Origin of the sequence: Dorea acetigenes, assembly GCF_025567385.1 — a bacterium.
GTDB classification, from domain to species: Bacteria; Bacillota; Clostridia; order Lachnospirales; family Lachnospiraceae; genus Claveliimonas; species Claveliimonas acetigenes.
Genome location: NZ_JAOQJU010000001.1, coordinates 328818 through 343925, shown reverse-complemented (window position 1 = coordinate 343925; position 15108 = coordinate 328818). Strand labels below are relative to the sequence as shown.

The 15108-nt window shown below is 41.7% G+C and carries 11 protein-coding genes; 1 reads left to right on the top strand and 10 read right to left on the bottom strand.

What is annotated here, in order from left to right; all coding sequences use genetic code 11:
• Positions 1 to 8: 8 nt before the first annotated feature.
• The 4 genes from rfbD to OCV99_RS01665 form a co-directional block, all read right to left on the bottom strand.
• On the bottom strand, positions 9 to 1715 hold the full coding sequence (gene rfbD / locus OCV99_RS18005) for a dTDP-4-dehydrorhamnose reductase (RefSeq protein WP_158367531.1): 1707 nt from the start codon (positions 1713 to 1715) through the stop codon (positions 9 to 11).
• Positions 1716 to 1780: 65 nt separating this feature from the next.
• The gene (locus tag OCV99_RS01675; protein ID WP_158367529.1) at positions 1781 to 2818 is read right to left on the bottom strand and encodes an acyltransferase family protein; all 1038 of its coding nucleotides are present in this window, start codon (positions 2816 to 2818) and stop codon (positions 1781 to 1783) included.
• A 5-nt stretch (positions 2819 to 2823) separates the two neighbouring features.
• Positions 2824 to 3234, bottom strand: coding sequence for a GtrA family protein (locus OCV99_RS01670; protein WP_158367527.1), 411 nt, complete (start codon positions 3232 to 3234; stop codon positions 2824 to 2826).
• Between the two features lie 18 nt (positions 3235 to 3252).
• On the bottom strand, positions 3253 to 4833 hold the full coding sequence (locus OCV99_RS01665; RefSeq protein ID WP_158367525.1) for a glucosyltransferase domain-containing protein: 1581 nt from the start codon (positions 4831 to 4833) through the stop codon (positions 3253 to 3255).
• A 159-nt stretch (positions 4834 to 4992) separates the two neighbouring features.
• On the opposite strand from OCV99_RS01665, the gene OCV99_RS01660 reads away from it, so the two are divergent.
• Positions 4993 to 5949, top strand: a complete 957-nt coding sequence (locus tag OCV99_RS01660) for a glycosyltransferase family 2 protein (protein ID WP_158367523.1) — start codon at positions 4993 to 4995, stop codon at positions 5947 to 5949.
• A 59-nt stretch (positions 5950 to 6008) separates the two neighbouring features.
• Here the strand turns inward: OCV99_RS01660 and OCV99_RS01655 are convergent, their stop codons facing one another.
• From OCV99_RS01655 to OCV99_RS01630, 6 genes are read right to left on the bottom strand one after another with little or no spacing between them, the layout of a single operon-like run.
• Positions 6009 to 7274, bottom strand: a complete 1266-nt coding sequence (locus tag OCV99_RS01655) for a glycosyltransferase family 2 protein (protein ID WP_262574509.1) — start codon at positions 7272 to 7274, stop codon at positions 6009 to 6011.
• A 33-nt stretch (positions 7275 to 7307) separates the two neighbouring features.
• Positions 7308 to 8414, bottom strand: coding sequence for a polysaccharide pyruvyl transferase family protein (locus OCV99_RS01650; protein ID WP_158367521.1), 1107 nt, complete (start codon positions 8412 to 8414; stop codon positions 7308 to 7310).
• Positions 8411 to 10261, bottom strand: a complete 1851-nt coding sequence (locus OCV99_RS01645; protein WP_262574504.1) for a S8 family peptidase — start codon at positions 10259 to 10261, stop codon at positions 8411 to 8413. Before OCV99_RS01645 ends, OCV99_RS01650 begins: the two co-directional genes overlap by 4 nt.
• A 16-nt stretch (positions 10262 to 10277) precedes the next feature.
• Positions 10278 to 12272: an S-layer homology domain-containing protein gene (locus OCV99_RS01640; protein ID WP_158367517.1), complete on the bottom strand. Its 1995-nt coding sequence runs from the start codon at positions 12270 to 12272 to the stop codon at positions 10278 to 10280.
• 28 nt (positions 12273 to 12300) lie between these two features.
• Positions 12301 to 13209 (bottom strand): nucleotidyltransferase family protein, encoded by a 909-nt coding sequence (locus tag OCV99_RS01635; protein WP_158367515.1) that lies wholly within the window; start codon positions 13207 to 13209, stop codon positions 12301 to 12303.
• A 45-nt stretch (positions 13210 to 13254) separates the two neighbouring features.
• On the bottom strand, positions 13255 to 15075 hold the full coding sequence (locus OCV99_RS01630) for a GBS Bsp-like repeat-containing protein (RefSeq protein WP_158367513.1): 1821 nt from the start codon (positions 15073 to 15075) through the stop codon (positions 13255 to 13257).
• Positions 15076 to 15108: the final 33 nt, after the last annotated feature.

Here is a 15108-nt window from a genome sequence, read left to right as displayed (position 1 = left end):
TCTTCTCCTTATCTATTCTTCATGATTTTATTTATCTTTTCTGCATCGCCCCAGACTCCCGGCGAGTCATAAGGACGATCCGGAAACGCGCCATATTCCGGCCGGATCTTAAATCCATGTTCCTTAATGAACTCATCTACCTTCTCGCCCAGAGAAAGCGGCTCTCCGGTACAGCAATTAATGATTCCATGGATCTCATCCTGCGTTGCTGCAGCCGCAATCTGTGCTGACAGCTCATCTACCGTAATAAAATCGTATTTATTCTTTCCGGAATTAAACGGGAAGGTTTCTTTCCCTTCTTCTTCCCAGCCAACAATTTTGGCAAAGACAGATTTACTCTTCTTGTCATCGCCAAGAATATAATAAGCTCTCAGCCAGTCAATCTTCACATCCTTGCCGCTTGCCAGGAGAAATGTCATCTGACGCAAAGCGTTCTTGGCAATTCCATAAAGGGACACCGGATTCGCCGGCGTATCCTCTGTAATTGCACCTTCCCAGTAGCCTATTTCATGCATCGTACCCATTACGGCAAGCTGCGGAAGCCCGCCTTCAATCATATTCTTAATAAAGGTATAATGGTTGGGCAAATCCTGAATGTGAGAATCCGCATTATGGACAAAGCCATTTCTCCAAGCCATATGGATACAGGAATCCGGTCTGCCAAACTGTTCATAAATATTCTCATCTCCGCTAAACAACTGCACCTCCGACCTTACTGCCCTCTCATCCACGCCGTCAAACGAAAAATCTGATGCAATAACTTCATGTCCCATATCCAAAAGTGCTGATACCACATGACGTCCTATATAACCATTCGCTCCTGTTACCAATACCTTTTTCTTCATGAAATGACCATTCTCCTTTTTTATCAAATTTCTTTCTGCCAGATATTCTCTTAATGCCTCCTGCCATTCTGCCATCGTATACCCAAATTCTTCTTTCAGCTTCTTATTCTCCAATATGGAATATGCAGGTCTTTTTGCGGGCGCCCCGTACTCTTCTGTCGTAACCGGAATAACCGATACATCCTTCCCACACATTTTATAAATCGCCCTGGTAAATTCCGCCCAGGAGCAGCTTCCCTCGCAGGTTGCATGATAAGTTCCGTACTTATCAGAACGGCACAGAAGATCAATGACCTTCGCTACCTCTTTCGCACTCGTAGGTGTACCAAACTGGTCTCCTACAACCCTGACTGTATCCTTCGTCTCAGCCTGCCTTAACATCGTATTAACAAAATTCTTGCCCTCTCCATACAGCCATGCAGTACGAACCACAAAATACTTTCCGGCAATCCGGCGGACAAATTCTTCTCCGGCAAGCTTCGTCTCTCCATAGACAGACTGCGGGTTGTACGAGTCTCCCTCAACATAAGGTTGTCTTTTCTCACCGTCAAACACATAATCTGAAGAAAGATGGACTAACACAGCATCCACTTCGTTTGCCGCCTCACTCAGATTCTTCGGTCCTGCTGCATTAATCTGATATGCCCGTTCCTGATCCGTCTCGCAGGCATCCACCTGCGTATGCGCAGCACAGTTGATGATAATATCAGGCTTTATCTGCCGTACTGTCTGCATCACGTCTTCTGCGTCCGTAATGTTCATCTCAGAGATATCCGTATTCACAATCTGCACATCCGAATCATTTTTGTAAAATTCATTCAATGCTTTCCCCAATTGGCCCTGAGAGCCTGTTATCAATATCTTTTTCAAAACCAGTCTCCATTTCTTTCCTTAATACTTTTATTTTACAACAGTTCGTCCTGTCTTGCAATCCCTCACTTGCCTGCCCGCAGTTTTAGGATACATCCCATAAGCTTCTTGTGCAGGAAGAATAAAAGCCACGCAAAAACCGCTATCATGCAGCAGATAACTACAAACAGAAGATAACTGCGTTTCACAGAAATATTCACCAGATCCACCGAAGCCATCACCCTGTCGATAATGACATGGTGAACAAGGAATATCGCATAAGAATATTTACTCAGGACACCGCACACTTTCTCTACCGGCGCAAACTTTACAAAATAAGAAAGATACACCAGCACGACAAAAGATGCAATCCCTACATAAGTAGTTTGAATGTTCGACAAAAAGCCCGGCTTAAGCACTCCATTTAACACCAGCACAACAAACGCTGCCAGCGCCGCCTTCCAATCCACCTTCCAACTGCATTTTACAAAAAACATACCGAAGACAATCTCCGGGAAACGGATAAAAAGCATGGTTGCCGCCACCACCGGGTAAGGACCGCGGTAACACAGCCAGAGTCCCGCCACATACATAACTACAACTGCTGCAAGCAAAAGGAGCGGCTTTGCATTCATGGCTTTCCGAAGAAGCGGGAAAACCAGGTACATCAGAATAATCACTCCCAGAAACCATTCTCCTAAAATATAAAAAGTACCATAGCCATTCGTCATCAAAAGGCCGTCAAACCCTGTCACTGTAAAAATAAACCGCCACTTCGGCACTCCTGTCCCCGGCATCATCTTGTCTGCATAAAAAGAATAAATAAATGCCGCAATGTATGCCATCCAGAACATCGGGTAAATGGAAAAGAACCTTTTTTTATAAAAAGTCTTTAATTCACATTTCTTTTCATATACGTACATCAGCGCCGCGCCGGATATAATAAAGAAAAGGGAAACTCCCCAGTCTCCGATATAAATATTACTTACCGTTGTAGTAAGCACGGCTTTCTCCGGCATCGGAGGGTTCAGATACAGATACCGCGCATTAAAATGTGTAATCACTATAGAAACCGCCGCAACCGCGCGGACAAAATCAAGATAAAACAACCGTTCTTTTTTCATATCCGTTATTGACCTTTCTTCTTAAATATCCAAAACTTACTTGCCACATAGTTAAAAATAATTACCAGTATATTTGACAGGATCTTAATAATCATATCGGAAAACCCCATCATCTCTACCAAAAGCCACATCAAAAATATATCCATCGCACCGGAGGCCACGCGGCATCCCACAAAGCTTGCAATCTCTCTGCATACCCCGGTAAAAGAACGCACCTTGCTTTCAAACACCCATATCCGGTTCGTAACATAAGCAAATGCCACTGACAAAGCCCACGCACATGCAGTAGATGCCATCACGCCAACTCCAAAACTCCTGGTAAGCACCGCATAAGACACGATATTTACCAGCGTCGTACAAACACCAAAAAACAGATACAAAATTACTTCTTTATATTTTAACAGTAAATCCTTCATTTTTCCTTTATCCTAATATTATCCCAATTTTACTATAATAACACCATTTTTCATTGCAACGCTGCCGCTGTCCGGCCACGACGGCATGTTCTGCGCCGCTTCTTCCGCTACGGCAATATCTTCCGCTTCAGGCATCTCATAAGAATATCCCAGCGTATCCAGAAAATGATTCATAACCCAGGTTCCATGATTCGTACTAAAGGACATTTCAAAAAAAGATTTGCCAATCAGCTCAAGTTCCTCATCTGCTATACATACTTCATTGCGCTGCGGCATTCTGCTTCCCACAAACACAACCGATTCTTCCGGTTCCTCCCCACAATCAAGCTGGTCTATCCTATCCGTAATTTTCACCGCCAGGCGCACATCCTCCTCGTACTGGACATATTGCGTATAATACAGTCTTGCCGAAAGCAGGCTTTGATACATGGAAAAGAAGAAAACCACCGTTACAGCAGCAACATATGCACCCTTCATTATCTTTCCGGAATCGGGACTTAAAGTATTGACCATATACTGTATAAAAAAACCTGTAACAAAAGGAATCATAATCTCTACCCGGATCATCGGTGCCGTGCCGAGAAGCAATGTCATAAGAAACGGACTTATCATACAAAACGCCAATGCCAAAAGGTACATAAAATAACACTTCTTCTTCTCCCGGATCCTTGCAATACTGTAGATCAATACTATTACATAGATTATTCCCATCGCTTCTGTAAAAAACAGTCCATCGCCGAGAAGCACTTCTTTTATATGCTCTATAATATCGGACACACATTCTGCGACAGATGCATTGCCCCACATAACCTGTTCCGTAATATACGGAGTCGTCTCTATTCCCAGCACAGAGAGGACAATCTTGTTCACCACCTGGTACACACCAAAAGAAAACACGAAAACAGCAATCAGCTTTCCTATAATCCCCCAGTAAAATTTCATACCGGCCCCCGCTTCATCCTGCTCTGCACATTTGTCATACACCAGCAGAAAGCAGACTGCAGCCCCCGTCATAAAAAGCGGAACCAAAGATTGATAGGTTGAAAAAGCCAGCACACAGCAAATAACTGCAGGAAAGTACATATACCATCGTCTTTTTTCCAGAATCACCTCGTATATGACAATAAGCGCCAAAGCAACCAGCAATAAGGCTATGTTCACCTCGTAAGCCTGCAGAAGAAATCCCGACTGCTCCGCCATAATCATGGAAGTAAAAAAAACGACCGGAAAAATCCAATTGTTCCGAATTCCTTTCTCCTGCTTCGCACCAAGCCAGTAAAACAAGTAAGACCACAGAAAACTATTGGCAATCATTGTTACAAACATAAAAAAAGATGCAATAAAGGGATTAAACAAATACGTTCCAAGCAGCTTCTTCAGAAAAATCAGTCCAAAACGTCCCATCATGTACCAACTGTTATACAGATTATCTGCCACCGCCATAATGGCTTCCGTATCATGCGAAATAGATACGTTAAACACTTTAATCCCATATACTGCCAGTAAAAATATACCGGTCACCCAAAGACTGGTTTTACTTTTTTTAGTAAATTCTATTACAGACGGCAATTTCCAAAAATCTTTTTTTTCTTCTTTCATACCGGCAAATTCTCCAATCTTTTCATTTCTTCTGCTATTTTAAATGCTTCCCTGCCGTTTGTCAACCAACGCCCCGGGGTATCCTGAAATGGACGTTGATTTTTCTCTTTTCATTCGCTATAATAAATGGATAAAGCCAAGAAAGGACGAATGATAATTATGTCAGATTTGATATCTGTTATTGTACCTTGCTATAACGAAGAAGTATCTCTTCCTTTTTTTTATAAAGAAATCCAGAAAGTGATTTCCCATATGCAGGAAAGGTATCCGGTTGAATTCGAATTACTATTTGTAGATGACGGCTCCCGGGATGATACCCTGTCCATCATCAAATCCTTTGCTTCTAAAGACCCGAAAATTAAATATCTTTCTTTTTCCCGCAATTTTGGAAAAGAAAGCGCTATTTTAGCCGGTCTGGAACACGCGACCGGCGATTATGTCGCATTGATGGATGCAGATTTGCAGGATCCGCCCTCATTACTTACTCAGATGTATGAGACTATAAAAGAAGGGACTTATGACTGTGTAGGCACGAAAAGAGTTGACCGGAAAGGCGAACCTCCCATCCGCTCCTTTTTTGCCCGCTGTTTCTACAAATTAATTAACAAGATTTCAAAAACCAGCATCGTTGACGGAGCCAGAGATTTCCGGCTTATGACACGTCAAATGACAGATGCTATTTTAAACATGCCGGAATATAACCGCTTTTCCAAAGGTATATTCGGCTGGGTCGGATTTAAAACGAAATGGCTGGAATACACGAATGTTGAGCGCGTGGCAGGAAGCACGAAATGGTCTTTTTGGAGCCTGTTTTTATATTCACTGGACGGCATCGTCGCATTCTCCACGATTCCACTGTCCATAGCTTCTATACTGGGAATCCTTTTTTTGTTTATCGCTCTTATATTTATCATTGTAATTATTGTAAAAACTCTCATTTGGGGAGACCCGGTAGCGGGTTATCCATCCATGATGTGCGTGATCTGCCTGCTGGGTGGTCTTCAGCTATTCTCAATCGGTATTCTTGGACAATATCTGTCCAAAACATATCTGGAAGTTAAGCACCGTCCGATCTACATTATTAAAGAAAGCAACACGGCAGAATCTTACAAGTAGAAAACAAACAGAGTGGAACCGGCTCATATGAGCCGGTTCCACTCTATCCAAATGTATCGCTATTTCATTCGTTTTCCCACTTCTCTAAGCGGCTTTGTAATCTTCCAGCTTGTCGAATTTTCCATTTGATTAACCTTTTCCCGCAAAATCTGAATCTGTTGTTCTTTTAACTGCATTTCCTGATTCATCTGCCGCAGCTGCTCTTCTTTCTGCTGTTCTTTTTCATGAGCCTGCTTCTGCCATTTCTTTAAACTGTCTATCTCTATCTCCAACTGGTTATTTTTCCACATCAATTCACCTTTCTCTGCAGCAATCTCCTGAGAATAGAATAAATGCTTTCGGGACTGTTCGTAATAATCTTTTGGAGTATAATGAAATTTCTCCTTTAATAATTCAACTATCCGGGGATTTTCCATCAATTCTTCCAGTTTAGCCAACCCCAGTACCGGATTCGGATCATCTTCATCCGTACACCTGCACAGCAAAAACGCCTGTTCACACAATAATTCTTCGTGACTGGAGGATTCTTTATTCAAAAAATACTCCTGAAACACTTCCTTAAATAATTCGTCCGGCATATTATCGAAATAATGAAATCTTACATTCATAAATTCATTGAAAAAGCGTCTGTTATTATCCGGGTTCAGTGCGCTGTTTTGTCTGGCAGTTCTTCGATACTCTGTCAGTGGTTCTTCTAAAAAAATAAAATCATATTTTAAAGCCGACCTCACAAAGAAGTCAAAATCATGTCCCTGCATATATGCAAGATTAAAAATTCCTATTTCATCAATCACTTCTTTCTTCATAAGAAGCGTGGATTGAATCAACGTATTGCCCTGAAAGAAGAACTGCCTGAGCCACCCCTGCCGGTTTTCTCTTCTGCTGTTATATGCCCGGTACAGCTCCGGCATCTCATCATTAATAATGACGCCATTCTCATTGATGATATCTAACTTTGTGAAGCACAGTGCCCCTTCCGGATTTTCTGCCATATACTGCAACTGTTTTTCCAGCTTCTCCGGTTTCCAGATATCGTCACTATCAAGTCTTGCCACCAGTTCTCCCTTTACATAAGAAAAACCTATATTCGTTACAATACAAATCTGGCTGTTTTCTTTCTGTGGATAGAACTTAATCCTGTCATCTTTTGCGGCATAGGAAGAAATGATATTCACCGATTCATCTGTTGAACCATCGTCTATAATAATAAGTTCCCACTTCTCATAAGTCTGTGCCAACACACTTTCAATAGATTTGCCAATATATTCTTCATGATTATAATTTACCATTACAATACTTACCAAAGGCTGTTCTATCTTTTCCATCTCTACTCTTCCTCTCACATAATTAAAATAAAGTTATCTGTCTTCCAGCAATTCATTTAATTTTTCAAACTGCCCCTCTGCCGCTCTGATCAGATATTCTCTCTGCTCTTCCGGAAGTCTTTCAGCCTTGTCCGGCAAACTATCCGTGTCTATATGGTCCAATTGTCCCAGTTCCACATAATTTCGGCATTTATTATCCTCCAACACATGAAGTGTCTTCTTATCATATACGATTGGAAGTACTTTTTTCCCTTTCAGCCATCCTAAAATAATACTATGGAACCTTGTCCCCACAACAACTTCCGACTCATCAAAAAGTTCCAGGCACTCTGCTAGATTATCTCTGTAGAAATAAACATCAACTTCTTCCTTTTTATCCGGGGAAATAGCTTCTGTTATCTGCAAAATTGCCTGTTCATCTCCCTGCATTTTACAGAAAGAAACAAATTTTACTTTATATCCCTTCTGAATATATGTCTCCGCTAATTTTACCATAAAGCGCCTGTAATTTTCCGCATACTGGCTGATTGCAAATTTCCCCTTTCGGTCATCCAGCCTGATCACGGAAAAAAGTACCTGTCTTTTTTCGCTGCACTTATTACTCTCAGGCGTCTTATAATTAAAGACAATATCCGGTGCATACCGCACATTCGGCAGTTCTTTAAATAACTGGTAAGAATATTGGTCTCTAAAGCATACCCCGTCATACCGTTTCAAAAGGTCATAATATCTTCTATAATACTCTTCATCTTCATACGGTCCAAAATTTGCACCGCACACATACATTCTTTTACTTGCACTTCGCAGCATATTGTCGAGATTATAAGTTGCTTCATAATTCTCATGCTGTATATAAACGGATCCTCCTACATGCACAGTAGCGTCTGAATTTCTTACCAGCATTCCAAAAATATCTTTATCGTTTCTTTTCATTTTATTCCAGAAACGATTCCAAAAAAGAACTTTTTTATCATCCGGTGAGTAAACTTTCAAATTACGGATATGCTGAAACCTTTTTTTATAAGATTTGTCTGCCCAAAGTCTGAAGTTCACATTAGGATATCTTTGACATAATACCAGAACCATCAGATCATCCCCCAGATTTCCCGCCATATATGCATATATCAATACCTTTTTCATCTTCCAATCACCTTCAAAAACCGCTCTGTCATTGTTGCGCATTCTGCACGGCTTGCATTTCCCTGTGGATTTATTCTCCCATTATCTCCCTGTATAATTCCTGCATTTACTGCCCAGGCTACCGCGTCTTTGGCGAAATCACTAACAGAAGCCGAATCTTCAAACCGTTCCATCTCACTATAATCAACAGGTCCCATATCGCTTTCCTGAATCTTTGTATAACGGTATAACATAACGGCAAGCTGTTCACGGTTAATCAGATCATTCGGTCCAAAACAGCCATTGTTCGTATAACCGGTTATTACTCCACACTCTCCGGCCCAGGCTACCGCATCCGTATACCATTCATTTTCTCCTACATCCGGAAATGTCCACATATAAAGTGCCTCGGGTTCTCCAACCAGACGATAAAGAATCATAGCAAACTGTGCTCTTACAAGACCATCTTCCGGTCCAAAAATAGTATCCGTCAGTCCTGTCATTATTTCCTGCTTATATATATAAGCAACATGATCATAATACCAACTGTTTACGGCAACATCCTTAAAAGGCAGCCATACCTTTCCCCCTGTGGCTTTCAATGCGCTCTCACAATTTAAAACACCGATTTCCTGCATATCTTCATCAGGAATCCGATCGGCGGTCTTCTTCAAAATCTCCTTGACCTCTGCCGTTGTAATATCAGGCCTAAGTGCATATATCATGCCGGCTGCCGCTGAAACAATAGGTGCAGCCATAGATGTTCCGCTCTTTTTTCCATAAGAAGAGGTTTTTAATGTACTGTATATATTCACTCCCGGTGCCGCAATATCTTTTTTCGTTCCATAATTCGAAAAAGAAGCTCGCTGATTTTCTGCATCTACCGCAGCAACACCAACTGTTGAATCATAATCACAGGGAACTTCCTGCACTTGTCCTTTATCACTGGTTCCATCATTTCCGGCCGCGCACACCAGCGTAATATTGTTTTCCTTCAGCCTGTCGCATTCAGCTTTCAAAACTGTATCATCTATTCGGTTTTTATCCACACCCAGACTTAAATTAATAACTTTTGCCCCTTGTTCGGCAGCATACTCCATACCATAGATGAGATACGCCATGTTTGTTGTCTTAACATTTGAGAAAATATCAATTACCATCAGTTCAATCGCCGAATTATCAAGACAGCTTCCAACTCCCGCAATTCCCTGCTGATTATTGGCCTCGGCAGCTAAAATTCCACAAACATGGGTTCCATGCCCCGTTCCTGATGATGAATACGTACCATTGATATAATCATCTCCCTGAAGAGGGCCCATGGTGCCGTTCTTATCCAGCACTTCCCCACTCACCTCAAGATTAATGATATTCTGCAGATCCGGATGATGGATATCAGCCCCCGTATCCAGAACAGCAACGCGGACTTTTTCATGTATCATCTGCCCGTAATACTCCCATGCTTCTTCTGCACAAACCTTTGACAAATACTGCTGATCGGTTATTCCCGGATCATCCGGCACTTCTGTCTCATTCAGTTCCAAAATATAATTCGGCGTTACAGCCAGCACGCCGTCCTTTTTTTCATATTCCTTTACGGCCTCATCTACCGCCACATCTTCCTGAAACTGAACCAACGCAATTGCTTCATCCCCGGATTCTGCCAGAACCTCCGTTCTCTCCACCTCGTCAGGCACATCTTCTATTATTTCAGATATCTGTACTCCTTCTTCATATAATACCAGAATCTCGCCCTGTTCATAATTTTCAGGCACTGTTTTTGCCTGAACAGGCATATATCTCTCACAAAGCAGCGCCCCGATAACCAAAACAGCCGCTATGCATCTTACCTTTTTCTTCTTACGTACCATATCCATCCGCCCTAAACTAATTTTCAAATGCTTCAATAAAACGCTGAATAATCGTTGCACATTCCGCTCTATTCGCATAACCCTGCGGATTCAGATATCCATTGTCTCCCTGTATCATTCCACAGGCAACCGCCCACTTTACTGCATCCTGCGCAAACTCATTCACATCTGACGCATCAGGATATCCGCTGATATCTGCCCGCGCACCGGTATCATAGCCTTTCATCAAAGCATATCGATACATCATTGTTACAAATTGTTCCCGGTTAATGAAGTCAGCAGGGCCAAATAATCCTGTCGCTTCATATCCCCGTACAATTCCCTTTTCAGCTGCCCAGGAAACGGCATCCGTATACCAGATTCCCTGCGGCACGTCCGGGAACACATCTGACCATGAACTCTGGGGTTCTCCCTCTATACGATGCAGAACAACAGCAAACTGTGCTCTCGCCAAATTCTGGGATGCTCCGAACAACTGGGCATTAAGCCCCGTCATAATTCCTTTTTCATACACATACATAACAGCATCATAATACCAGTCTCCGGTCTTTACATCCCGAAATCCTTCTGTGCCACTGCTGACAATATCAACATATTCTGCTGATATATAAGCATACATACTGCTAAAAGAATACTGACCGGTTTCTTTCGTTATACCGTTTCTGCTGCTGGTTAGCACACCATCGCTCTGAATCTTATAAAATCCATTTTCCGGAGTACTGTCCAGAATAAGAACTGCAGATTCCTTCTGCTCTCCTGTTTTATACAACACTGTACATTCCGTATTGCTCTGTGCACGGACATTTACATTTTCATGCGAATTTGTCCGTCTTTCCGTTCCCTTAATTCCAATCGTATATTGATACTGATCAATATTATTACCGGCTTTATCCAGAGTCCATGCTACAGCGGCTGCTTTTTCACCCCAGTATGGGTCAGAAGCATATTTTACGTTGAGCCCGCTTGCTTTGTTCCCCAGAAATCCGCCAAAATATCTCCAATCATCCGGATACAGATATCCCCTGGACATCCAGGTATCTGCAAACTCCTTTACACACTGTTCCACACTGGCAAAATAGTTTGCACTCTGTCCGGGGGAAGAATCTACCGCATTCAATCCAAACAGATTATTTTTATTTTGAGCAATGCTGCTTGCCCCCCACGCGCTCTCATTTGCAGCAATTCCTGTCATAATCAGTGCATTTACGCCATATGTATTCTGCTTTTCCACCATAGCACTTCCAATATTTTTCATTTTGGAAGTTGAGGAAACTCTGTCATTAATCATCTTTCCCAGTTCAGACGCCGAATAATTCGTGCGGCTTCTAATTGGAAGAAATTGAAAATAATTATAAAATGGAGAATCTGCGTTTAACGCCCTCTCTCTTGAAGCGTAATAATAATCATCCTGCATAATATTCCACTGTCCTTCAGGATAGAAATAATGTCCATCATAACTATAGTATTTCTTCCCCTCTGACAGATAGGAAGGCGCAGGACCGTTATCAAGTGTTGATACATAGGAATCATTCTGAACATTCGCAGTAATTTTATGTATTAACCTTCCGTTATTCACCGTATAATAACTCACCGAACTGACGGATGCCCTGTCAAGCACCTGCACTTCTGATGCACTCACCCAGCCAACGACGCCGCCCAGCAAAAACTTCACTTTTCCGTCATATTCACCCAGATAAGCGGCATCTGCCGCATACGCTCCGCAGGTATATCCTTCAATTCTGGTCGAATCTTCTAAATACTCTGTAAGCACACTGCCCTTCGTATTAAAATTAACGACTTTCCCACTTTCTTCCAGGCTAAATACAGATATCTCCGCATCTTCCTTTTCTAAGTCACTTTCTTCTCCCACTTCATAAATGTTTCCATTTTCATCCATGGCAGTCACGGTTTTTTCACGATATTCTTCGGCTCTGGCATTCATTCCCAACCCCAACAGAATTCCGAGACAAATACAAATGCTCATGAAACCGATTTTATTTTTTCTTATCATATGTTATCACCCTGGCCCCTAATGCAAATCAATAATTTTGATACAAACCGGAGCGAATCAATTCTTTAATCGCCTCGGTAACTTCTTTTTTATCCTCCTTATAGGTTACTCCAAACCATTTATCTTTTGACTGTAATACTTTTACCTGTATTTTATTTTCTTTTAACAAATCTCCGATAATCGTTGGCAGCAAATATTCTGCCTTCAGATCATCTGCCGGCGTCTCTTCAAGGAATTGGCGGAATCCATTTTCCAGTATCCGGAAAAAGTCCGGCGTGAGCCCCCACATATTCATAGACACCTCCGAATTAATATCTATTGGCTTCACTCCGTCATCTGTCTCTACTCCGGCTCCATCGGGAGTTTTGATAATATTGTGGACTTCTACGATATCTGTCAGCATCCTGCTGTCGCCAACCTTGCAGACTCCTCTCGTAACACCGCCATTATCACTCAGTGTATTTTTTAAAACAAAACCAACCATGCATGCTTCCAGCTGCTTGCCGCCCTCTGTTCCTGTAAGATATTCATAAGCTACCTTGTAGGCTTCCTTTCCATAATAATCATCCGCATTAATTACAAGAAACGGCTCCTTTACTACGTCTTTACAGCACAAAATCGCCTGTCCTGTTCCCCATGGCTTCATTCGCCCTTTGAACTTGTAAAGATATTCACCCGGAATATCGTTCAACTCCTGGAATGCATACTCCACTTCGACTTTATCCTCAATCCTTTTTCCAATAATTTCTTTAAAATCTTTTTCCAAATCTTTTCTGAGCACAAAAACAACTTTGTTAAACCCTGCTTCCAAAGCATCATAAATAGAATAATCCATGATAATTTCACCATTAGGTCCCACAGGTTCCAACTGCTTAATTCCGCCTCCAAAACGGCTGCCAATTCCAGCTGCCATGATAACCAATGTTATTTTTTTCATACGTATTCCCTTTCTTTAAATGTGTTCTTTCATTATAATTTATAATCAATCGACGAAACCTATAGTTCCGCCAATTGTATACAAATTTCCCGCATCATCTTCCAAAAATGCAACAATATAATACATTCCTTCTCTATAATTAAAACCGGCTATATTAACATCTACGGCAAAATTTCCATTCTCATCCATGCCTGTCTGAATCCATTGAAGATCGCTCTGATCCTCCTGTGTCCACACTGCAATCTTCACTGACTGGATCGTGTCCGGCGCATCCTGAATCTGACTTATTATTACCGGCAGATTTCCCGTAGTAAAATCATAAGTGCCCGCAGTAATTACTGCAGTCGGCTCTATTTCTTCGGTTACCGTCTCACTTGTTTCTTCTTTTATGTCTGATAACTCTTCTATCAATTTAGACTTTTTAGTAACCTCTTCGGAAATTTTTTCATTTCCAAATCGTTCAGATAAAGTCTGTGTATTTGAGAACAGATTCGTTCCCAGTCCCAGCCTTTCTCCTTCTATTTGTACTCCTATACTTCCAAGTACTGTCGGGAACATATCAAATGTTGTGTATTCCCGTCTCTCTGTGTTATTCTCTGTTTCAACTGCAGAATTTATGTAGGAAACATAAGTTTTTCTTACATAATCTTCATCAACATCCTCACAGAAATCGCTGTCCATAGTTAAATGATCCCCCGCCAGAACTATCGTCGTATTTTCATAAAACGGCTGTTCCTGTATCCATTCAATAAATTCGGCAACCTGTCTGCTTGAACATGCCATGACATTTGCATATTGATTGTCGCCAAACGTATCCGGACAACTCTGGCAGACATATCCATCTTCAAAATGAGTATCAACTGTCAGCATCGTAAAGTTGAACGGGCTTTCTCCATCTGCCAGCTCGAGCAATTTTTCTTTTGCAAATCCAAAAAGTTTTTCGTCTTCATAGCCCCACCACACCCGGTAATCCTGAGGAATCAGATTATTGTCATGTGCATAATTAAAATCTAGTATATCATAGTTGCCATGCTCTGTAAAATAAAGCTTCCTTCCCCCAAAATCAGCTTCTGAACCAATCATTAAAGTCTGCGAATACCCGGCATCTTCCAGAATATCTCCCAGCGTAACAGCTCCTTCAAAAAAAGAATCCTGCGTATTCATAGCATTATCGTCAATCGGAATATTCAGCGGAAGCCCCGACGTCTGTGCAAACATTGCTCCCATTGTCCAAGTTGCTCCCGGCATTGGATAGCCGCCGTTTAACTGATTATCATTTCCCGAAAAATCTTCATTTTCCTGTGCCAGTTTTGTCAGCTCCGGTATGAAATTTTCTTCAAACCCTCCTCCATTCTCTATATCCGTATAAGTAGTTTCCATGGATTCAAGAAATATGTAAATAAGGTTCCTCTTTTGTTCCGGAAAAGTAATTTCAACCCCAGCCGGATCCACATAATAATCGTCAACAAAAGTCGAGTATGTGCTTTGAGATTCTGTATATCCTCCAACATCCAGTTTGTTCCACGCAGCTCTCACCGATGTCGCCATAGCCGAAACAGAAACCACTACTGATATAAGTGTAATCCAAAAACATTTCTTCTGCTTCCGGCAGCTAAGTAATATCAGAATCATCGTAAGCAGTATCAGGATTGCCGGAACAGCACAAGTATTCAAGTAATCCACAATCATCCCTTCATTTGTACCTTCCAGCGGAGCCTGTAAATGAAACATCAATTCTTCCATTGTCAAATTGCTCCATGTATGAAACATCCACTGGATGCTAAAAACCACAAGCAACGCTATTACCGTGATCGGAACAGCAGTCACCATACCGACCAGAACAAAAGCTTTTTTCAATTTATTCATTTCATGTACTCTCCAATTTCTTCTATATGCACT